Source organism: Chitinophaga caseinilytica (genome assembly GCF_038396765.1).
Lineage (GTDB): Bacteria > Bacteroidota > Bacteroidia > Chitinophagales > Chitinophagaceae > Chitinophaga > Chitinophaga caseinilytica.
Genome location: NZ_CP150096.1, coordinates 4,177,485 through 4,198,845 on the forward strand (window position 1 = coordinate 4,177,485; position 21,361 = coordinate 4,198,845).

At 52.7% G+C, this 21,361-nt stretch carries 10 protein-coding genes; 9 read left to right on the forward strand and 1 reads right to left on the reverse strand.

Going from position 1 to position 21,361, the window contains the following annotated elements; genetic code table 11:
• The first annotated feature begins 2 nt into the window (after positions 1-2).
• The 7 genes from WJU22_RS17200 (at position 3) to WJU22_RS17230 (ending at position 18,020) form a co-directional block, all read left to right on the forward strand.
• Positions 3-494 (forward strand): hypothetical protein, encoded by a 492-nt coding sequence (locus WJU22_RS17200; protein WP_341839414.1) that lies wholly within the window; start codon positions 3-5, stop codon positions 492-494.
• The gene (locus WJU22_RS17205) at positions 491-5,011 is read left to right on the forward strand and encodes a hypothetical protein (protein ID WP_341839415.1); all 4,521 of its coding nucleotides are present in this window, start codon (positions 491-493) and stop codon (positions 5,009-5,011) included. The genes WJU22_RS17200 and WJU22_RS17205 overlap by 4 nt, the downstream gene beginning before the upstream one ends.
• Positions 5,008-7,806, forward strand: a complete 2,799-nt coding sequence (locus tag WJU22_RS17210) for a hypothetical protein (RefSeq protein ID WP_341839416.1) — start codon at positions 5,008-5,010, stop codon at positions 7,804-7,806. The genes WJU22_RS17205 and WJU22_RS17210 overlap by 4 nt, the downstream gene beginning before the upstream one ends.
• Positions 7,807-7,838: 32 nt before the next feature.
• A complete protein-coding gene (locus tag WJU22_RS17215; RefSeq protein ID WP_341839417.1) occupies positions 7,839-8,600 on the forward strand; it encodes a hypothetical protein in 762 nt (253 codons plus the stop codon).
• A 95-nt stretch (positions 8,601-8,695) separates the two neighbouring features.
• Complete coding sequence (locus tag WJU22_RS17220; RefSeq protein WP_341839418.1) at positions 8,696-16,699, forward strand: hypothetical protein; 8,004 nt, start codon at positions 8,696-8,698, stop codon at positions 16,697-16,699.
• 11 nt (positions 16,700-16,710) lie between these two features.
• The gene (locus WJU22_RS17225) at positions 16,711-17,706 is read left to right on the forward strand and encodes an RHS repeat-associated core domain-containing protein (RefSeq protein ID WP_341839419.1); all 996 of its coding nucleotides are present in this window, start codon (positions 16,711-16,713) and stop codon (positions 17,704-17,706) included.
• A 5-nt stretch (positions 17,707-17,711) separates the two neighbouring features.
• Positions 17,712-18,020, forward strand: coding sequence for a hypothetical protein (locus tag WJU22_RS17230; protein ID WP_341839420.1), 309 nt, complete (start codon positions 17,712-17,714; stop codon positions 18,018-18,020).
• A 47-nt stretch (positions 18,021-18,067) separates the two neighbouring features.
• Here WJU22_RS17230 and WJU22_RS17235 read toward each other — a convergent pair whose 3' ends face one another.
• Positions 18,068-18,400 carry a helix-turn-helix transcriptional regulator gene (locus WJU22_RS17235; RefSeq protein WP_341839421.1) on the reverse strand — a complete coding sequence of 111 codons (333 nt, stop codon included), beginning with the start codon at positions 18,398-18,400 and terminating at the stop codon, positions 18,068-18,070.
• A gap of 164 nt (positions 18,401-18,564) precedes the next feature.
• Between WJU22_RS17235 and WJU22_RS17240 the strand changes: the two genes are divergently transcribed.
• Together WJU22_RS17240 and WJU22_RS17245 are read left to right on the forward strand one after the other, a co-directional pair.
• The gene (locus WJU22_RS17240) at positions 18,565-19,653 is read left to right on the forward strand and encodes a CHC2 zinc finger domain-containing protein (RefSeq protein ID WP_341839422.1); all 1,089 of its coding nucleotides are present in this window, start codon (positions 18,565-18,567) and stop codon (positions 19,651-19,653) included.
• An 86-nt stretch (positions 19,654-19,739) separates the two neighbouring features.
• On the forward strand, positions 19,740-21,299 hold the full coding sequence (locus WJU22_RS17245) for a hypothetical protein (protein ID WP_341839423.1): 1,560 nt from the start codon (positions 19,740-19,742) through the stop codon (positions 21,297-21,299).
• Positions 21,300-21,361 lie beyond the last annotated feature (62 nt).

The window sequence follows — 21,361 nt, forward strand, 5'->3', positions numbered from 1 at the left end:
CCATGCGTGTGCTATTGACGCTCCTGACAGGGGCCGTGTTAATGCTGGCCTGCCAATCGAAACGGCAGCGGGCGGAAAAAATGAGGGAGCTTTCCCTGCTCGACGAGAAGGAGGCTTCCGGCTGGAAGATGCGCCTGCGTTACCTTCCGGAGAACGGTAAAGATACCAGCGCATGGAACCTCGTGTTGCGGGTGGAGCATGCAAGCGGACTGCCGCAGAAAATGCTGAACGATCCTAAATTCAGCTTCGGTATCGATTCGCTTTTTGAAGTAATTACCCCTGCAGATACGGTGTCGCCTTTCATGGCGATCCGCGTGGCGAACGGACAAACGAACGGCGCGGAATATATGATCACGTTCGACCGGAGCGCGCTCCGGCATTCAACCGGCGTACAGCTCCGGTTCAGGGACTGGCTGTTTTCGCAGCGCGACCTGTACTTTCCCCTCAACGTAACATCCATTCATCAATTAGATTCAATCTATACCCGGATATGATAAGAAGTGCCTCAACGAAGAAGAAGATCGCCATTTTTTTCCTTGGGCTCATGACCCTGGAAACGCTTGTGCCGCTGAAGGGGCTGGCTTTGACCAGCGGGCCCATTCAGCCGGAAATGACCCAGTTCCAGCCGGCCGGCATGAGCGATATGGTGGATTTGTTCACGGGAGATTTTAAGTATAATATTCCGTTGATGGACGTGGATGGGTACCCGGTGAACCTGACGTATTCGCAGGGAGTGGGGATGGAGGATGAAGCCTCCTGGGTAGGCCTGGGGTGGAATCTGAATGTGGGCTCCATTACACGGCAATTGAAGGGGATACCGGACGATCATATGGCAGAACGGGTAAATTCCATTCAGCATATGAAACGGAAGGTGACCACAGGTGGCCAGTTCCGCGCGAGAATGGAAGTGACGGGCTTCAATGTGGCCAAACTGGGAGGCTCTGTTTCCATGGGTGTTTTTTATGATAACTATACCGGCTACGGCGCGGAAGTTGGCGTAGGCGCGAATGCAGGGCTCATGTTAACGGGGAGGAATGCCAGTGGGTTGACGCTGGGCCTGAATGGAGATATGACCTCTAATACTTCCAGCGGGGTTTCCTCCAAGCTGGGGGCTTCATTGGGGATATCAATGACAGACGATAATCAGATGACCTCGAGTATAAACGGGAACCTTAGCCTGGGCTACAATACGCGGGAAGGCCTTAAGAGCCTCACTATGGGCGGTTCCTTCAATCCGGGAGGGCTAAAGGTGATGGAGGGTTACTGGACAAGGGACCTCAATACGCCGGTGTTTTATCCTGCCCCTGAAATCGCTTTCCGCAGCTCGAGCCGCACCTATTCGCTGGACCTCGGCGTGGCCGCCACGGTTGTTAATGTCGGCTTTGGTGGTACAGGTTATAAAACAATCCGCGAAGTGAAAAGCGAATTCAACACACATTTTGCGTATGGTACGATGTATTCTGCGGAAGGGAAAGACAATGATAATGCGCTGATGGATTTCATGCGTGAGAAGGATAATATTGTCATCAAGGACATGAATCACATCGCGCTGCCGATTTCCATGCCGGACGTATTTAACTATACGAGCCAGGCCGGTAGCGGACAATTTGCTTTGTATAAAGGTGGTTCGGGGATGTATTTTAACAACAAGAAAATAGATGAAACCGAGAACTTTACGCTCGGGGGCGATTTTGGTTGGGGATGGAATTTCCATGGCGGTATTTCGCTTTTTGAACAGAATATCCAGGACATAACCGGCAAATGGACAAGCGGAAATAACATACAGAAAAGCATTGATTTTCCTGGAGACGGCAGCGATATCCGCGAAGAAAAAACTTATTTTAAAACAATAGGGGAGCAAACAATAGAAGATGCAAATTTCGTATCGGCCATCAGAGACGAAATGCCCGTGTCGATTTCAATAAAAGGCCCGGATGCCCAAAATAGCCTGCAGGCTCCTAACGTAGCCACCGCGAATGCTCCTTCGGCAGGCTATAAGAAAAACGGACGCCAGTTAAGAAATACCACGATACAATATCTGACTGCTGCAGAAGCAAACACCGCAGCGGTGGAACGAAAGATTTACAATTACCCGGCCAACAAATATGTCAACGGCCAATTTACCCCGCAAGCCTGCCACCAGGTGGCAGGAGTGGTGCCGATAGACAGGGTTAGTTATCGCCGGAAGAAACACCATTTGTCGGAAATGACGGTTGTGGGTGGCGATGGCAAACGGATGGTGTACGGTCTGCCAGTTTACAATCATTCGCAGAAAGAAATATCCTTCGCTACCGATACGATGAAAAGCCGTACGGGGCGGGCTACCAATCTGGTTAAATACAGGTTGGATGGATCGAGGATATTCCATAAACCTGCCGGTTCGAACGAATATTATTCCGAACAGGACCAGCCGGGGTATGCCTCTTCGTTTATGTTGACAGCCATCCTCTCACCCGATTATGTGGATGTAACCGGAAATGGGTTGACGGAAGACGATCGGGGGACTTACGTCAAATTTAACTACACCCGGCATTCCGAAGGTTACCGATGGCGTTCGCCTACCGGTGTTCAGGAGGCAACTGTCAATCATGGCATGCTGGCCGATCCGGACGATGATAAAGCCAGCTTCGTTTATGGTGAAAAGGAGCTTTGGTATCTCCATTCCATCGAAACCAAAACGAAAGTCGCGTATTTCATAACGGAGGCAGACAGGTTAGATGGAGCTGGTGTAAAAGGCTTGCACGGCGGGCTTTACACGGCTGCAACGGTCCCTGCCGATCAGCGGCAGTTAAGGCTTCGGGAAATTCGGCTTTATAGCAAAACGGACCATGTTACCCCCATCAAATCGGTAATACTGAAGCAGAGCTTCTCGTTGTGTAAAGGTTCTACGCTGGACCCGAACATCGGCAAGATGGCGCTCGATTCGTTATACTTTACCTATGGTAAATCCACGCGTGGAATGCACCACCCGTATGTTTTTTCCTATAAGAAAACGGCCGGTGCAAGCAACGAGTATGGCGGGTATGGCGTATTGCAAACCGACCGCTGGGGCACGTTCAAGCCAAAAAATGCTTCTCCCGGCGGGTTACTGAATGATGAATACCCGTATTCCGTTGGCACGGTCCCGGACCTTTGGTTGCTGAACAAGATCGAATTGCCGACCGGAGGAACGATCGATGTTAAATACGAGGCAGACACTTATAGCTATGTGCAGAACCGGCAGGCGATGAAAATGGTGAGTATGAATGACGTGAAGATGCTGAATGCAAGTGGTGCCCATACGGATGTATTTACGGACATGCGGAAGTTGAAATTGGCGAAGGTGCCCGGCGTTACGAATTTGCAGGAGTTCAGGGATAAATACCTCAGCGGCAGCAAATATCTCTATGGAAAGATGTATGTTAACCTGACCGATAAGCCGCGGGACCAGAACGGGAATAACTATGATTGGGTTCCCTGTTATGCGGAAGTTACCGGCGTAACACCAGAGTCCGATAGCATCATAGTAGACCTGGAAGCCACCGGCGTCGGAAATAGGTCTGTAAATGCCTTCCTGGCTGCGGCTTATCAGCGGATGCGGCTGGATTATCCACGTTATGCCTGGCCGGGTTACAAAAATAAAATCGCCGACGATATGCCGCTGGATGCGGCGATGAACGCCCTCAGCAATGCGTTGGGCAATTTCAGGGAAATCCGGGAAGACTTCAACGAGCGCGCATTGCGCAAGGGTTTTGCATCCGGCTTCAATAAAGCCAAAAGCTTCATAAGGCTCAGCGCATTCGATAAGGAAGGCGGCGGGGCCCGTGTAAAAAGCCTGGAAACGCGGGAGATTTGGGACGGTGGCCCGGAAGAAGTCTCGATCCAGCGATATAGCTATACGACCGAAGGGCCGAACGGTGCCGTTATCAGCTCTGGCGTAGCGGCGTACGAGCCATCGATCGGTGGTGATGAAAACCCTTTCCGGCAGCCGGACCCTTACACGCAGGTAAACAGAAAGGCGCTGGATAATGAATATTACCTGGAAGAGCCATTCGGGGAAGCCCTGTTCCCGGCACCAACAGTGGGATACCGGAAAGTGAGGGTCGAAAACCGGTCTGCAATAGATGAGTCGCGGAATACCCCTGTGAGCCAGACGGGATACCTTCAGTACGAGTTCTATACAGCAAAAGAGTTCCCTACGGAAGTGGAATGGACGAATTTACAGAAATACGAAAAACGACCGCCGGCCTTCAGCTCTTTCTTCGGTGGCAAAGCTATCCATGAGCTGGCACTGTCTCAGGGCTACCTCGTGCGGATGAATGATATGCACGGAAAACCCAGGGCCGAGCGCGTGTTTAACCAGTTGAAGGAAGAGATCTCCGCTACGGAATACTTTTATAATGCCGAGGAGCGGGGAGGTGCCATGCGGCTAGTAAACAAGGTAGATGTGGTAGGAAGCGACGGCGCCATAACGAAAGACCAGATTTTGGGCCGCGAAATGGATATGATCGCAGATATGCGCGAAGGAGAAACATCCAACTTCGGTACTACGATCCAGGTCGGGATGGATGTTTTCCAGCTAGGGTTGTTTACGATCCCCATCCCACACTGGCCGAAGGCATCCAATATCGACTACCGCCTGTTCAGATCGGCTTCTGTCGTGAAAACCGCGAGCTATTACGGGGTTGTGCAAAAGATCGTCAAAAAAGTAGACGGCTCTTCGGTTACCACCTATAATCTGTTATTCGATAAACTGACCGGCCAGCCGGTAGTGACGGCTGTAGAGAATGAATTCAATGATCCAGTGTATTCCCTGAATATCCCTGCATATTGGATTAATTCTAGAATGGGGCATGCCTATCAAACGGCTAATATGATCTACCGGCAGCTAAAGGTGGACGCCAATGGCGATGTATCGGCCTTGTATAGACAATATCTCTTGCCGGGAGATGAGCTAGTAGACATCGAACGGCCAGGGCAGCGCTTCTGGGCCATTCAAACCGCCAAAACGCCAGGGGGCCGCTGGAAATGAGATTGATAGACAGGATGGGCACATTGGCCAAAGACGTATTGGGCGATTTTAAAGTGGTCCGTTCCGGCAACCGCAACCAGATGGGCGCTTCGGCTTCTTCAATTGTTAGTCTGGAAAAACCATACGATAACCTCAGGTTAAAAATGGACGTTACGGCCAACCTGGCGTCTTTACAAACCATAGAGGCCAAAGCGGTATTGTTCTCGGAAGATTGGGGGCAACCGTTGCCATGCAAGCTGTTGTCGTGCCCGGAAGGGTACATTGCCAGTCCGGACGGGCTCAGATGCCTGCAGCCGGCAGCAACCCCTCCGGGAACAGATCCACTGAATTTGCAGGTATACACCAACCAGTTTACCATGGCCGATTTTTGTACCCAAACATGGATATACGCCGCCTCCAATAGCAATACTCCCTTACATACGATTTCGTCCACTAATTTCTGGAGCGGAGGCTCACAGGGCGGCAGATTGGGACGGAACACAATCTGGCCAAGAAATACCTCGCTTAACACCTGGTATCGCATCGTTTACCATATTCCCGTTACAGAAGCCAAGACTTATTACATCGGTTACGCAGCGGATGATTCGGTGAAAGTGAGATTGAATGACACTTTGGTGGGCGTATCCGATTTCACCAGTTGGAAAGTAAAACCGATCCATCTGAAGAACGGGTACAACCGTTTCGAATTCGATTTCCTGGATAGCATGGGGGCCGGGGCTACCTATAACAGGCAAGGCCTGGGCTGGGAAATCTATGACAACAGCTGGAACGAGGTACTGGCGGCAAAAGATAATAATGCGCAAGACCTTACGGTATTCAGATCGTCCCGCACAATGGTAGATCCCGCGCGCGGCGAAAAGTACCAGGTATATAAACTGGGACCGGACCGTAAAACACCCGTTCAGGCGCTATATACCTGCAGCGGAGGCACCGGGATGGCTTCGATAGACGAGCCGTTCCCATATTGTGATGCCGTGCCGATGGGGGAATGCCCGACCGGGTATGTAAAAACCGCAGACGGACTGGGTTGTGTGCCTGCAGGAGGCGCGATGGTATATAGGCCGAAGATGAGTTTGGTGCGGGGAGACAAGGATCTGTCATACAGCGCAGCTGGAGCATTGATAAAAGACAGTAACAATAATGTGATCGGCAATTTCAAAGACTGCGAATTTGGCGGGTCCGGCAACGTGGCGGAAGGACATATTGGTTGCGGGAAATTGAATTTTATGACTAAACTGGACACCACAATAAGCGGTGCCACCAAAATGGGAATAAGGGCTTGTGTCGAAATTAGTGACTCCGCAGCATATTGCATTGGATATGGTGGCGCGAATGGCGTGGAAATCTGGATTGATGGCAGGCAGGTGGTCAATCTTCCCGCAGGCGGGACCGGATATAACGACCCGGCCGGGTACTGGCATATCAAACGGGTTACGCTGAAGCCAGGCAAGCACGTGTTCGATGTTAGAGGCGGGCTCGGTACCAAGAACTCCCTGGGCTTCGAAATCTACCGGAATACGGAAACCCAGTTATATCAAACATCCGGCCAGGCAAGGAACTACATATTTCAAGCAGGCAATCTGCCATATGGCAGCACCTTTTACGATACATACCTCATGAACGGAACTGGTACTGTTTTGGCCAGGAGGTATTCCTGCTCGGGCGCTGCGATAGATATTTGCGAAGGCAGTTGCGGCATGATCAGAATGTCTCGCGTGATCAATCCGTATGTAACCGGCCACCTCGGCAACTGGTTGCCTGAAAAGGAATACGCCTACCTGACCGACAGGCGGAAGACCCCAGCCAATACTACCGATGTTGTACGAAAAGGGGGATACTACACGGCATTTACCCCCTTCTGGCAATATAACGCCACGTCCGGCAAATGGCAGCAATCGGCAGATATCAATTGGGTAAACGCACGATGGATTACCCTCTACGATAACTATTCGCAAGAGCTCGAGAACAAAAACGCGCTGGGCCAGTATTCCGGAACGCGATTCGGCTATAAAGGCGCACTGCCGCTTATTGTAGGCGCAAATGCGAAATCGCGGGAGTTACATTACGACGGGTTTGAAGACTACAAATTCACGCTGTTGTGTACACCATTCGTCAATTGCCCGGGCGACGAGTTCGATATCCGAATGATCGTAGGAACGGATACTACCGGCTGGATTTCGAGTACCGAATCCCACACGGGAATGTACAGCCTCAAGTTAAAGGGGAATGTCACCCTGAACATGCAGCCCTTCGATGAGGAACATCGCACACTGCCTTATATCCTTACAAACGGGAATGGAGAATTTGAAAGGTCCATGCACAAATGGATGGGCATCAGCGGATTCAGTCCGATGCGCAGTCGCAAGTACATTTTGTCGATGTGGGTGAAAGACGGCAATCCAACGTTGGATAACATCCTTGTCTCGGTTTCGATCAACGGCCAGAACGTTACGGATAAGAAAAGACTGGCAACGGTGGAAGGCTGGAAATTGCTGGAATACCAGTTCGATATGAGCAATTATCCCCCCGATATCGCTGGCAACGTGCCTTTACTCATCTCGGGACCGGCGACTTGCTTTGTCGACGATATCCGGATTTTCCCATACGATGGCCAGGCGGTGACCTATGCCTACGACGACAGAACGCTCCGGCTGATGGCGGAGCTCGATGCCAACAACTTCGCTACGTTCTACGAATACGACGAACAAGGTGGCCTGATCCGCATCAAGAAAGAAACGGAGAAAGGAATTATTACGATCAAGGAAAGCAGATCCACATACCTGAAAAAGCTTTGAGCATGCAGTTGAAAAGTAAAACTATCGTTTGGATGACAATTGCCGCACTGGTAACGGCGGCAGGTGTGCTGGCGATGCCAGCCGTGATGAAATCGGGTACCGCGCAGAAAGAAGAGGTGGCGGAGGATAATTTACAGGATGCCGGGGTCACGGTCACTGCCCAGGATATGGCCGTCCTGGAGGAATTGGGCGGGCTGGGGCACCGGATCGACAGCCTCGACGCTTTCGATGTAACAGGTAGTATTCAGACCACTGATCCTGCCGACCCCTCCGGACCGCAAAAAGTGGATTTCCGGTATTGCAGGCAGGGTACCCGCCTGTATTACAAACTCGGAAAACAAGAGACGATCGTTTCGGAAGACGGTATGCTGCTCGTAGATCACCATGCGGAGAAAATGTTCCTCATGCCGTCGAAAGACGCTGAAACGCCCGGGATTCTCCCGTCCGGAAAACAAATCGCCGGTTTCTTCGCGGAAGAAGGGTACAAAATAGCCCGTCGGAAACGTGCAGGCCTTCAGTGGATTGAGCTGGAAAGGCCGAACCACGCTACCATGAAAGTATACCGGGTCGGGTACGACAATGCCCGTTTCGTCAGGGAAGTGTATATGCGGCTAACAGACCTTTCGGACCCTTTCAATACGGAAAAGGACCAGGTCATCCACGCTACTGTTGACAAATGGAGCATTTCCGATCCTGCGGCGGAGCTCTTTGATGCACGCCGCTACATCTCCCGGAAAGGCACACGATTTGTGCCCGTGGAGCCCTACAAACATTTTGCTTTCATCCAGCCCTAATGAGAATGACTATGCCTCCGATATTCCGCATATTTAAATTTCTGATAGCCATTGTGCTGTTTGCCCAGCCGGTAAAGGCAAACTTTTTGTCGTCGGTGGAACCATACCAGCAGCAGCTCACCGGGCGGTTCCGCAGCGGGGATACGCTGCTTTTGCGGGACGAGAAGTTTCAAAACCCGTCGATAGACTGGTCGTTGATCCAGAACCGGAAAGTATCCAACGTGATCGTCTTCGCGCTGAATCAGGATTCCTTGTACCTGGCAGGAAAATCATTTACCTGCAAGATCGATCTGAAGATTGAATACTGGAGCCAGCCAGGCCAGGCCGATCCTTTTGTGGAAGACAACGTATCGCTGGAAGTTAACTACGACACTACACGGGGTGCCGTATTCAAATCGGAAGAAAATTACCGGTTTCTTAACGGGCATCGTGTGAAAATCACCGTCAAGCAAATTTCCAGCGCGGAGCTGGGAGACGAGCTGCCCGGTTTATTCCGGCTCACCAGCCAGGTTTTTGTAGACCGTTCCTATCTTCCGGACCCTGCTGCACCGCCGGGTGAAATTTTTATTGCGGAAACAGGGATACAGGCCCCTGAAGCGCCCTCGGGCATGATGTCGGCCTTCAATATGCCGATTACCCAAACGCCCAACCGGGTTACCCTGCAATGGAATAAAATCGGGAGTTCCACGGAATACGACCTGGAATGGTCTTTTGTGGATGAGGAATCTCCTGAAGGGGCAGCGCTGGCCAACACGGCGAACCATGTGGAGGCATATCTCTCGAAGCTGTTCCGGCATAATGCCACAAGGGTAACTTTGGAGGGACAGTCGTACAATATCAACCTCGTTCATTTTACCAAATACATGGTGGTGAGGCTGCGCGGTGTTACGGTAGACCAAAACACGTTGATCCGCACGGAGCTGCCATGGGTATATAATATCACCTTTACCCAGGCGGGTGGCGCAGTCATCACTACACCTGGTGTTGTTACGCTGACCAATACCTGGCACAATTCGAATATGAGCTGGCAGTACAATGCCACATATGCGGAAAATGGCAAAAGGAAGGAAGTGGTGAGTTATTTCGACAAGTCGTTGAAAAACCGGCAAACGGTCACTTTGGCGAATAATTCCAACCTGGTGGCAGATGAAGCGCAGTTGACGGCAGTTGCGCAAACTACGATATACGACAGCTACGGCCGGCCCACGATCAACGTTTTGCCTGCGCCGCTCGACAGCCCGAAGATTTTAACCTATACCTCCGGATTGAACATATTGGAAGGTACCAATACGCAATATTCTTTCAACCAGGTTACGCCGCCGGCCAACGAGTGTAATTTCACGTTCCCTGCAATGTCTACCGGAGCGGGTGCCGGCAAGTACTATTCCCCAGCCAGCAAATTTATCAACGATCGTTTCCATGGCTTCGTGCCTAATGCGAACGGGTATCCTTTCAGCGGGCAGTTCTACACGAACGACAATACCGGCCGGATCAGCGTGCAGGGAGGCGTAGGGAAGGTGTTTCAGCCCAATCCGGACGTTTCCAATACCGCCAGCCGGGCCACCCGGTATTTTTACGGAAAACCGACCCAGCGCGAAATAATGCGCCTGTTCGGGAACGATGTCGGAGACGCTTCCCATTACATGAAGAATACCGTTATCGATCCTAATGGGCAGCTCAGCGTCGCCTACCTGAACATGTCGGGGAAAACGATCGCGACGGCATTGGCCAGCAGTACGCCTTCCAACCTGGACGACGTGGGCAACAAACCCGCCGCCGCCCTAAAAACATTCAATCTGTTCACGGCGCCCAATTTCATGTTTGATCCTGTATCACTAAAACTGGTAGCCTATCAGACATATATTGCCCAGGATACGGGAACCGTAACTTTTAAAACGGATGTGGAGCGCCTGTACGCCATTGCCAGCGATGGCGGCGTTACGGCCTGCGCGGAATGCGCCTTCGATATCGTAGTTACGATCAATGGCGACTGCCTGCCGCAAGCATTCAGTCCCACGGTGCCGGCAATTAACGGCAGCGCGCCTTCCACGGGATGTACGACTTTGACGCCGGCTAACAGCCAATATCAGTTTCCCTTCAATATCCCGAAAAAAGGAGCTTATTATATCCGGATGGAGCTGCGCTTGCGCGAAAACACGATCAAGCAGGCGGCAGACCAGTATGTGGCGGTGAATAACAAGCTCCTGAAGCAGTTCTCATTCGTGATGGATGAGCTCAAGGCAACTGATTTCGGCGGGTGCTTCGATGATTGCAAAACTTGCTATGCCGCCCTTGGCGATCGGGATACCTTTATGCTGCGTATCTGCCAAAGGCTGATAGCGTTGGGTGTTAACGTTAACGATAGCCTCACCGTCATCAACAATTGGGCAGGCGCCAAATGGGATGCGTTGAGTGCAGCCTGCACGGCAGCGAGGGCTAATTGTGGCGACAACCCCTGCTATGATCTGGAAAAACAGTTGTTGCGAGACGTAAGTCCGGGCGGGCAATATGCCCGTTTCGATACGAGCGGGGCTGCCATTGATACGGCTACCAATATGATTTACCGCCACTGGCGCAAATTCTGGCCGATAAAAATGGCAGGGGCCGATGGGTATGATGATAATATCGTGAAGATAGAGGATGGACGGGTATTGTCGATGAACGATACCGCTTTTACCGTAACTCATCTGGCTTCGATCTGGAAAGCGGAATGGGCGAAGAAATTTTTGCCCTATCACCCCGAATATTGCGGCCTGGAGCAATGCCGGAAAGACTCTGCCAGCCTGAAGTGGGACGATAAGGTAAAAGGAATGGTGCTGCAGGTTTCAGATATCGCTCCTATCCTCGGGGGCACGCAAACGTTCAATAAATCGAACGTGGGCTGGCTGGCCGCCATCGACCCGTATTTTACATCCGGCCGGGGCGCCGCGAAACTGGCCGCATTTACGGCCGATCTTACGAATTACTCAAAGAACGTGAAGGGACTGGTTGGCTTTACCACCAAAAACCTTTACGCTTTCAATGATTACATGCTGTATTGCGTGGAGAAAGGCGCGAAATCCAATACCTCCGACGAAAGCTGGGATGTTTGCGCTCCGGATGCGGGTTGCCGGGCTTTAGACAGGGAATGGCAAATGTACCTCCAGGCGTACATGGAGCTGAAGCAGAAATATTATCAGCAAATGCGGCTGGAGACCGACTGTGCGGGCAAATGCCTGCCGGGGACCACGGTTACGATGAACGTAAATTGCGCCCGGCCGGGTGAGTTTACTTTCATTGACGGTGGCGTGTCCGGGAATAACCGCACGGTGGTTGTCCGCTATGAGGCTGGGAAAATGGGGCGTACAACCACTGTTGACCTTTATTATCCTGCAGAATTCGGCATTTTGAACCCGCCTTCGTCCGTAACGTTCGCCATCGGTGAGTCGCAAAAAGCGATAACGGTACACAAGGATATTCCGGTGGGCCTGATAAAGGTAAGTGAAGTTACCTGCAGCGGAGGCAATCCGGAGCCTCCCTGTAACGGAACGGCGCGCATCCTGGAATTCGGTACCGGCGGACGTAAAGTGAGCGATAAAGTTTGGGAAGCTGTTGTTGGTACATCAGTGCGTACCTATTACATCAAGGAAGGGTATTTGAACGCTCCGCCGCCGGCTGCGCAATATTGCAGCGGCGCTACTTTCGAGTATTATAATTGCCTTACCATCAAAAATGGCACCGGAAGAGGCGAAAGGTATACGAATGTTTGGCTGGTGACCTGTCCGCCCGTTGCCTGTACGGCTTCCGGCAGCTTTGCCGCTACCATCCGCACCAATAATACGGAATATGAAAACAGCGTACAAACCATCAAGATATTCCCCTATACGGCGCAGAACAATGCGTTGACCTGGAACGGCTGCCAGTACCCGGTTAAGAACTGGTACAGTTGCTTTACGGTGACGGTGGGAGGAATTACCTACAATTATCGGAATGCAACGGTGTTTACTTGCCCCGTCAATTGCACAGCAACGATCAATTATACGATGTTTGTGGACTCTACCCGTTTTACCAGGGAAGTGCCTTCGCCGAGGTATTATCACAACTACTCCGTCATTCGTTCGGCCACGCAGCCTTCCGCCAATTGCGGCCCTTACGGCGGTACTGTGGCGTGGTATGATTGCGTGAAATTTACCGGCGGGGATGCGGGTACGTTTTATTTCTACGATGTTTGGGTAAGGACATGTAACGTTTTGCCGCCGGAGGAGCCCGAGAATCTCGTTGGTGGTAACTTTGCAACAGAATCGCTGATGGCGGGCGCTGCAGATACCTGCGCCGCCTACAAATCGATGCAGCCCCGGATCCCGTCTATCGACTATGGGACGTTGATCGACACTTTGGGGCTCCAGGTGCAGGGGGCTGCCGCACTGCAATCGCAGCTGGCCAATGCCTGCGCGAGCCAGGCCGATCTTTGGATGAGCAAGCTGGACTCCTGCCTGCTTACCCTGACTGCCACGCAGCAAACTAATCTGCGCAACAAGCTCATCGAGCTGTGCAATAAAGGGGTTGATATTCATCATCCATATGGCGCCAGCACGACGCCGCCCGGTACGAGGCTCCCGAGCGGGGATTCCACATTCGCCCAGGTCATCCGTTCCATAACCGGTGGCATTACGATGAAATGCAACCCCTGGTTGCTGGATGGGCCGTATCCTTATCAGTCGCCGGCACAGTTGAATAAATTGACGATATCGGCTACCGATTCGCTTATTTGCAACCGGATCGACAGTCTGAAGGCCAGGCATCTGCGAGAACAGCCCGGTGTTACTTTTATTCAGTACCTCACCAATAAGTTCGGCGCGAGCAATACGCTTTCAGCCGCTGAGGTTACGTCGCTACTGAGCGGTTGCAGTACTTGTAAATTCGTACTCAACAAGGATATCGAGCTGCCGGTCTTTATTTCGCGGGCCGATACGCCCTGCATAACAGGAAGTCAGATGTACAGGGCCTGGAATGAGATGGTTGCGGCCCATACCGTTGCCATGGATGCATTCCATGTCAACTACGAGACCATCGTTATGAACTACTTCAATCAGAAGTGGGGATACACCTTGGGATTCGCGGATTATAAAGCATTGTATGATGCATACGTAGCCAATAACAATACGCAACAGGTGCTTTGCAACAATCCGCTTTTCACCCCAACGGCCGTTGATCCTTATTCCTGTTTGCTGGCACAGGTGTCGCACGCTGCGCGGAATGGTATCCAGTCGTATGACAGGTATATTACCGAAGTGAAGCGCCGTTTCCGGCAGCAGTATATCGCTAACTGTAGCGCGGCAAAGGCGGGGCTGATCATGACGCAAACGGAATGGGAATATCACTATACGCTGTATTATTACGATCAATCGGGCCAACTGGTGAAAACCATTCCGCCGGAGGGCGTAGTGCCGCTGACCGACCAGGAGGCGAGTGCCGCCGAGGAAGCTGAAAAGGGACCGGAAAGCTGTACGTATTCCGGCCCGGCAGCCGCCACGAATATTTCGTTGACCAATGCATACGTGGAAACGGCGATGCAGGCGGGTGCCCATGCCCTGGAAATGTGGTTGTACCGCGCCAGCCTGCCTCACGGGCAGTTGCTGCTGACCACCAGTATCAACGGGTACCTGGTGAGCGCTTGTATTGGAACGGATAATATGGACCTGGACCTGTATAAGCTGAAAGCCGTAGATGCAAGCAATACAGCTGTAGAAATTGAATATTCCAGGCATTTCAAAGTTTCGCTCAATGCCAATAATCTCCGGCCTTTTATGCACCTGGTGTTGCAGGGTACGGCGATCGGCAGTTTAACAGGAACGCCGGTTATTTACATCAACGGAGAGCTTTGCAGCGCCGTGACCAGCGGTACAACGCCCGGCAGCTGCGGTTGGGAGATCGGGTATGTGAACGGGGTATTGACGCTGCCGCAGAATACTTCGCTGGTCAAGCACCTGCGCGGCTATAACCGGGTGTTGACACCTGCGGAGATCAAGACTTTGTACGGCGATCCGTGCATGAACGTTGGTACGGGGCTTGCCGCCGTTCGTGAACATTGGGGCCGATTTAACGTTCCAGCGGCCGGCACTGCTACCACGGTAGGCAACTCTACGGTTGAGACGCGTTACGCGAAAGTGTACCCGCATCACACCATGAACAGTACTTACTCTTTCCATTCGCTGAACGGTGTAACCAATCAACAGTCGCCAGACGGTGGTGCCACCCAGTTCTGGTACGATTGGCTCGGGCGCCTGGTGGCGTCGCGCAATGCGATCCAGCCGGCGAAGACCAGCTACACGAAATATGACGGACAAAGCCGGATCGTGGAAGTCGGCGAGCGTGAGGGCGGGGGATGGGCCACTACCTTCCTTCGGAAAGATACGACCGATGCCTATCTTGGAAGGGAATTGGCTACCCGGCGTTCCTATACTGTTACGCAATACGATGTTGCTGACGCTGCGGCGGCAGGTAAGGATTTCAATAATAGCTTCGCGCAGCGGAACCTCCGCAAGCGGGTGTCGGCGAGCTATTTGTATGCATCCCCTTCCAATCTGACTTCCGCAGCTTATTATAGTTATGATATGATGGGGAACGTCAATTCCCTGCTGCATCAGCTGGCTGCCAACACCTACAAGCGCATCGATTACGATTTTGACCTGGCCAGCGGAAAGGTGAATAAGGTCCGCTACCAGTTGGGCGCTCCAGACCAGTTCCTGTACGTTTACGACTACGATGCAGAGAACCGCCTGGTGGAGGCGAAGTCGGCCATCAAAACGACCAGTGCGGATAAATGGGATCCGGAAAACGCGATCGTGAATGCGCATTATTATTACTACAAGCACGGTCCGCTGGCACGTATGGAACTGGGTGGAAAAGTGCAGGGGGTAGACTATGCCTATACCCTGCAGGGTTGGCTCAAAGCAGTGAACGGAGACCGGCTGGATCCGGCCAGCGACATGGGAGGCGATAGCCAGACAGGCAACAATATTACCTTCAACAAAGACGTGCTGGCCTATACCCTGAATTATTACAAGTATGGGCAGGGGAGCGCCGCAGTGGACGACTATAGCCCGATCAAGCCCGGGGCGGTGATCGGATATGACTGGAAGCCCGCTTCGGGCCGCGGGGCATCGCTTTTCAATGGCAATATCAGCCGGACGACCGTGGCGATGGATATGGCGTCTTTCGGCGGAAGCTCCAATCCTGTAGGCTACGCATACCGGTACGATCAGCTGAACCGCTTGAAGGAAATGACCCAACATCCTTCATTGCTTGGCGGCGATACTGCGTCGGTGCTGGCTTACAAGGAATTTGTTACCTATGACGGCAATGGCAATATCCTGGGCTACCACAGAAACGGCGACAAGACCGCAGCGGGCCAGGAAGCGATGGACAGGCTTGCCTATGCCTACAATTTTGCGCCGGACGTAGACGGGGTGAGCCGCCTGGCTAACAACCGGCTGCGCCATGTTACGGATGGCGTGGCCGCCGGCACCTATGATGGGGATCTGGACCCCGGTCAGGCCGTGGACAATTATGGTTATGATGCCATCGGTAACCTGGTCCGCGATACGAAAGAGGGGATCAGCCTTATCAAATGGACGGTATATGGAAAGATCAGCGAGATCATTAAAACGAATGGCGATACGATCCGTTACCTGTACGACCCCACCGGCAATCGTATCCGAAAAGAAGTGTATACGGCCGGAGCATGGACGAAAACCTGGTATGCGCGGGACGCGCAGGGCAACTTGCTGGGCTCTTATGTAGGGGAGCCTGCGGCGCTTCAGTGGAAGGAGCAGCACTTGTATGGCAGTAGCCGCCTGGGATATTGGGAGCCCAATCCCGCCAACCCGGCCACTACCTGGGGGGCAAATAACGGCGCTACGTTATATGAGCTGTCGAACCATCTGGGCAACGTAATGGCTGTGATTTCAGATAGTTACAATGCGTCTACGAAGGTAGCCACGGTAAAATCGATACAGGATTATTATCCGTTTGGGATGGTAATGCCGGGAAGAAGCTTTAAATTGGGGGGAGTTCTTATCGGTATGGGTTTAACGGGAAGGAGAATGATAATGAGGTGAAGGGGGAGGGGATGCAGGTAGACTTCGGCGCCCGTGTGCATGACCCGAGGGTTGGTAGATTCTTATCTCGTGATCCGCTTGCGAAAAAGTATCCAGGGCAAAGCGATTATGCATACGCAGCGAACAATCCAGTGCGCTTTATTGATGTATATGGGATGGGGCCAGATGATCCGCCACCTTTTTTGCAAAAGCTAGCTATATATTCCCAGTTTTATATTCGCTTGATGACTCCGCGTCCTAAGGAATGGGGTGAGAATCTGCGAGCGAATGGGCGTATACTTGGTGATGCTTCTGGTGCGGTGGCGGCATCGACCTTTGGGATTTTGCAAGGTATGTCACCCTTTCCAAGGAAATCAGCAGAGGAAGTTGGATTATATGGATATGAAGGATGGTACAATGGCGGTGTTACGGTTGGAGAGAGTGCAGGGCCTGCTACCAGCTTGTTAACGGGTGGTAATAGTGGGCTTTCTCCGAAATTGGCAACGGCCTCAGGTAGTGCGCAGATCGCGGTGACTAATTCTGCGGCAGTTGCTGCTACGACAACGGCTATTGCATATTCAACAGCGACTAGTAACAGCCAGCCTGAAGAGCAAGCTGGGTCTGGGGCTTCAGAAAGGAGTGGTACTAATGGAGGTAGTTCAAATGAAGGGGCTAATGGCGGCGGCGGTCCTTATGTGTGGAGAGGGCTTTCTCGAGAGGACGTAGTGTCAGTTGCGCAGGGAAGAGGGATATCTGCTCGAAGTCCAAACGCAACCAATTCTCCGATCAGCCACGTGGCTGGTAAAAAAGAAACACAATGGATTTCTACTTCGTTGGATGAAAGCACAGCTAAAGGTAAGTATGGTGAGAATGGATATGTTAAAATTGATCTTTCTAAGGTGGAGTCTGTGATAGAGTGGATTAATAACGGATTTAATCCTCCAAGAGGGCGTCCTCATAATTATGCAAAGAAAGACCAAGAGGTTTTAATACAGAAACACATTCCTCAGGAAGCAATAGTAAAATAAAATATATGGATCAAGCATTAATTGAAGAACTTGATAGATGTTGGGACTACGAAGAGGGGTTCTTTGGTAGGTTGCGACAAGGCTTCTTTGAAGAGGAGTTGTATCAAAATTTTATAGGGATTTTAAAAAGAATAACGATCAGGACGGAAGAGACAATGATCCCTTATGACTTAGTTCATTTGTTGTGGTATGTGCCATTATTTATGGAGTGGCAGCGGGAGAGGGTAGTGCGGGTGATGTCCAATGAGGAATACGAAATTAAGAAGACTAATGTTGAAAATGAATTAGAGCGCATTTTTGGAGTTCCGATATGATTTTTTGGCTTTCAACAATAAAAACGCCGCCTAATTGGGCGGCGTTTTTATTGTTGCGCTTTTCTGATTTTGGCGTCGCGGATGTAAGTGTCGATGAGGTCGAACAATACGGTCTTTTTAGGTTCCTCGATCAGTTCGATGTCCTGGAGTCTTTTCAATGTCTTTTTATCGAACTTGCTGTTAATCCCTTCTCCCACGAGGTAATCGAGTGAAACCCCGAGCGCATCTGCAATCCTCTTGGCAGCGTCGAGGGAGGGCACGGCTTCTGCGCGCTCGTACTTGCCGATCATGACGCGGGACACGCCGCTGGCGTCCGCGAGGTCTGTTTGTGACCATCCTTTTGCATCTCTAGCATCTGCGATAATCTTGCCTGTATTCATGTCTTAAAGGATACCGATTTGTTTGTCAGGAGCGGTATTTTACAAATTTATGTAACTAAAGGATAGAAAAAGTGCCGATAGGATTTGGTTGTTTTGAAGCTATTGGATAGATTTGTATCTGATAGTTACAGGAAAAATATTTTTCCACATCCAAAACCGCCAGCATGGATATATCGGAGATCAAGCAATCACTCACGCTCGCCCAGGTGCTTACGCACTACGGGCTTAAACCGGACAAGCATGCCCGGCTGCACTGCCCGTTCCATGATGACAAGACGCCGAGCCTGCAGGTGTACTACAAAACGCAGTCGTGCTATTGCTTCTCATCGAACTGCAAAACCCACGGCAAGGCGCTGGATGTGATCGACTTTGTGATGCACAAGGAAGGTTTTTCTAAAAGCGAAGCTATCCGTTACTGCCGGGAGCTGATCGGCGGCGCAGTGGCGGCCGCCCCGCTGACCGCCCAGCCGCGCGCGTCCATCCTGGAAAGAATGTTCACCTACTTTAAGAATGCGGTGCATAACAGTAAACCTGCGCAGGATTACATCCGCAGCCGCGGGCTGGACGTGACGCAGATAGAGGTGGGTTACAACAGCGGCCAGTTCCACCACGGCCGCCGTAAGGATGACGAGCTGCTGGCGGCTTGCGAGTCCGCCGGGCTGCTGATGGCGTGGGGGACGAACACGCGGGAAGGAGGGCAGGCCTATAAAGTGTTCGGCCGTGGCTGCGTGGTGTTCGCGCTGCGCGGCAAGGCCGGAGACATCAAAGGGCTGTACTTCCGATCGATCACCAACGACAGCGACCAGCGACATTTTTATTTAAAAGACCGCGCCGGCCTTTATCCATGCTACCCGCAGCCGGACACCCGTCGGCTGATCCTGACGGAATCCATCATCGACGCGGCCGTATTACTCCAACAGGAAACCATCCGCAAGGAATACACGGTGCTGGCTTGTTACGGTACCAACGGGTTTACGGCAGAGCACCGGGAGGCGGTAGTCAGCTTGAGCAACCTGTCTGAAATCATCTTTGCCTTCGACGGCGATGCGGCGGGCAAAGCGGCTACCGAAAAGTACGCGCTACAACTGCGCGACCAGTTGCCGGGTGTTGCGCTATCGGTGGTGGCGCTGCCCGACGGTGAAGACCTGGCGAGCCTTGCGGCCGGCCATGATCCGGCGGTGCTGGAGCACCTGGTTGCCGAGCGACAATCCTTTTTTCTTCAACTGGAAATCCTCCTGAGCCTGCTACTGTAAAAGAAGCCAACCCCGTATACGCTCCTCCCATCCCTTTACCTGTCCCGTCGCATCCGGCTGCCGGCGTACTGGACAGCCGCGATGATATGCGGCTGCGGTACACGGCGGCCACGGCGGTGTACACGGTGCAGGGCGGCATCCCCAAAACCGGAGATAGCTTAAAAGTGACGCTGGCCATCGAGCATAAGGGCAGCGGGCAAAAGCGGCGGCACAAGGTGGACCTGTACGAGGACAAGCAGGTAGAGCGGCTGGCGCGGGAAGTGAGCGCGCCGCTGGGGCTGGAAGCCGGCACCATCGCCGACGAGCTGCGCAGCCTGGCCGATGCGCTGGACGCTTACCGCGACGAGCAGGTAAAAGCAGCGGCGCCACAGGTGGCCAGCTACCCACTGACGGCCGCGGAACGCAGTGCAGCCTTATCGTTCCTGCAGGCGCCGGATCTACTGCCTCGGTTAAACAATCTTTTGGGCAACACCGGCATCATCGGTGAAGAAAACCCCCGTTTATTCCTGCTGCTGATTGCGCTGAGCCACAAGATGGCGCACCCCTTGCATGCGCTGATACAGGGCTCGAGCGGCAGCGGCAAGACGCGGCTGCTGCGGCAGATCAGCGACTGCATGCCGCCGGAATCCGTCACGCGCCTCACGCGGGTCAGTGATAAAGTTTTATACAACTACCCGGAAACCTACTTTGTCAACCGGCTGCTGTGCCTGGAAGATATCGACGGGCTCAGTGAAGAAGCGGAGTTCGCGCTGCGCGAGCTGCAAAGCAACGGGGAGTTGAACAGTGCGACGAGCATCAAGCTCGACGATGGCCGCATCACCAGCGGCCAGAAAACGGTGCGCGGCCCCATCGGTAGCCTTGCCTGCACGACGCGCGGGGAGATCTATGAAGACAACATGAGTCGGGTGTTTTTGGTAGCGGTGGATGAGAGCGCGGAGCAGACGGCAAAGATCCTGGCCTACCAGAACCGGGTAGCGGCGGGCATTGCGAGCCAGGGGGAGGAGGAGCGGGCGAAGGCACAGGTGCGCAACCTGGTGCGGGCGCTGGAGCCGCTGGGGGTGGTTAACCCCTTTGCCGGCAAACTGCGTCTACCCCAGCAGGCGCACAAGCTGCGGCGGCTCAACGACCTGTTTTTGAGCTTTGTGAAAATGGTGGCGCTGGTGCATCAGTACCAGCGGGAGCGCGACCGGGAAGGGCGCGTGGTGGCGGTGGTAAGCGACCTTGCAGCGGCGGTGGATATCATGTTCGATAGCATTGTGCTAAAGGTGGACGAGCTGGACGGGAGCCTGCGGCAGTTTTACGAGCAGCTGAAATCCTACCTGCAAAAGCAGCATGGCAAAGACAGTGAGCGTGCGGTCTTTACGTTACGTGAAATCCGCCATGCGCTGGGCGTGAGCAAAACACAACTGTTCCGGTACGTGAACGACCTTGTGCGGCTGGAATACGTTCGGATCACCGGCGGTCATGTGAACCGTGGTTTTACCTACCAGGTGTGCTGGTGGGATCATTACACGGGGATGCGCGAGCGGGTGCGCGCGGAGTTGCTTGCGCAGCTGGATGTACTTGGTGATGAGGGTGCTGGCGTTCCAGGGCTGGAACACCAATGGAACGCCAGTGGAACGCTGGAATCCGCCACAGTACTGTGAAATATGGCTGGCGTTCCAGCGTTCCGGGAAATGCTCAAGGCCCTGTTTTAAAACGCCATAGC

Bases quoted from the DNA above. Each gene is read 5' to 3' on its own strand.
- WJU22_RS17240 (WP_341839422.1), top strand. From the start codon at position 18,565: ATGGATATATCGGAGATCAAGCAATCACTCACGCTCGCCCAGGTGCTT.
- WJU22_RS17230 (WP_341839420.1), top strand. From the start codon at position 17,712: ATGGATCAAGCATTAATTGAAGAACTTGATAGATGTTGGGACTACGAA.
- WJU22_RS17235 (WP_341839421.1), bottom strand. From the start codon at position 18,400: ATGAATACAGGCAAGATTATCGCAGATGCTAGAGATGCAAAAGGATGG.
- WJU22_RS17210 (WP_341839416.1), top strand. From the start codon at position 5,008: ATGAGATTGATAGACAGGATGGGCACATTGGCCAAAGACGTATTGGGC.
- WJU22_RS17225 (WP_341839419.1), top strand. From the start codon at position 16,711: ATGCAGGTAGACTTCGGCGCCCGTGTGCATGACCCGAGGGTTGGTAGA.
- WJU22_RS17215 (WP_341839417.1), top strand. From the start codon at position 7,839: ATGACAATTGCCGCACTGGTAACGGCGGCAGGTGTGCTGGCGATGCCA.
- WJU22_RS17205 (WP_341839415.1), top strand. From the start codon at position 491: ATGATAAGAAGTGCCTCAACGAAGAAGAAGATCGCCATTTTTTTCCTT.
- WJU22_RS17200 (WP_341839414.1), top strand. From the start codon at position 3: ATGCGTGTGCTATTGACGCTCCTGACAGGGGCCGTGTTAATGCTGGCC.
- WJU22_RS17245 (WP_341839423.1), top strand. From the start codon at position 19,740: ATGCGGCTGCGGTACACGGCGGCCACGGCGGTGTACACGGTGCAGGGC.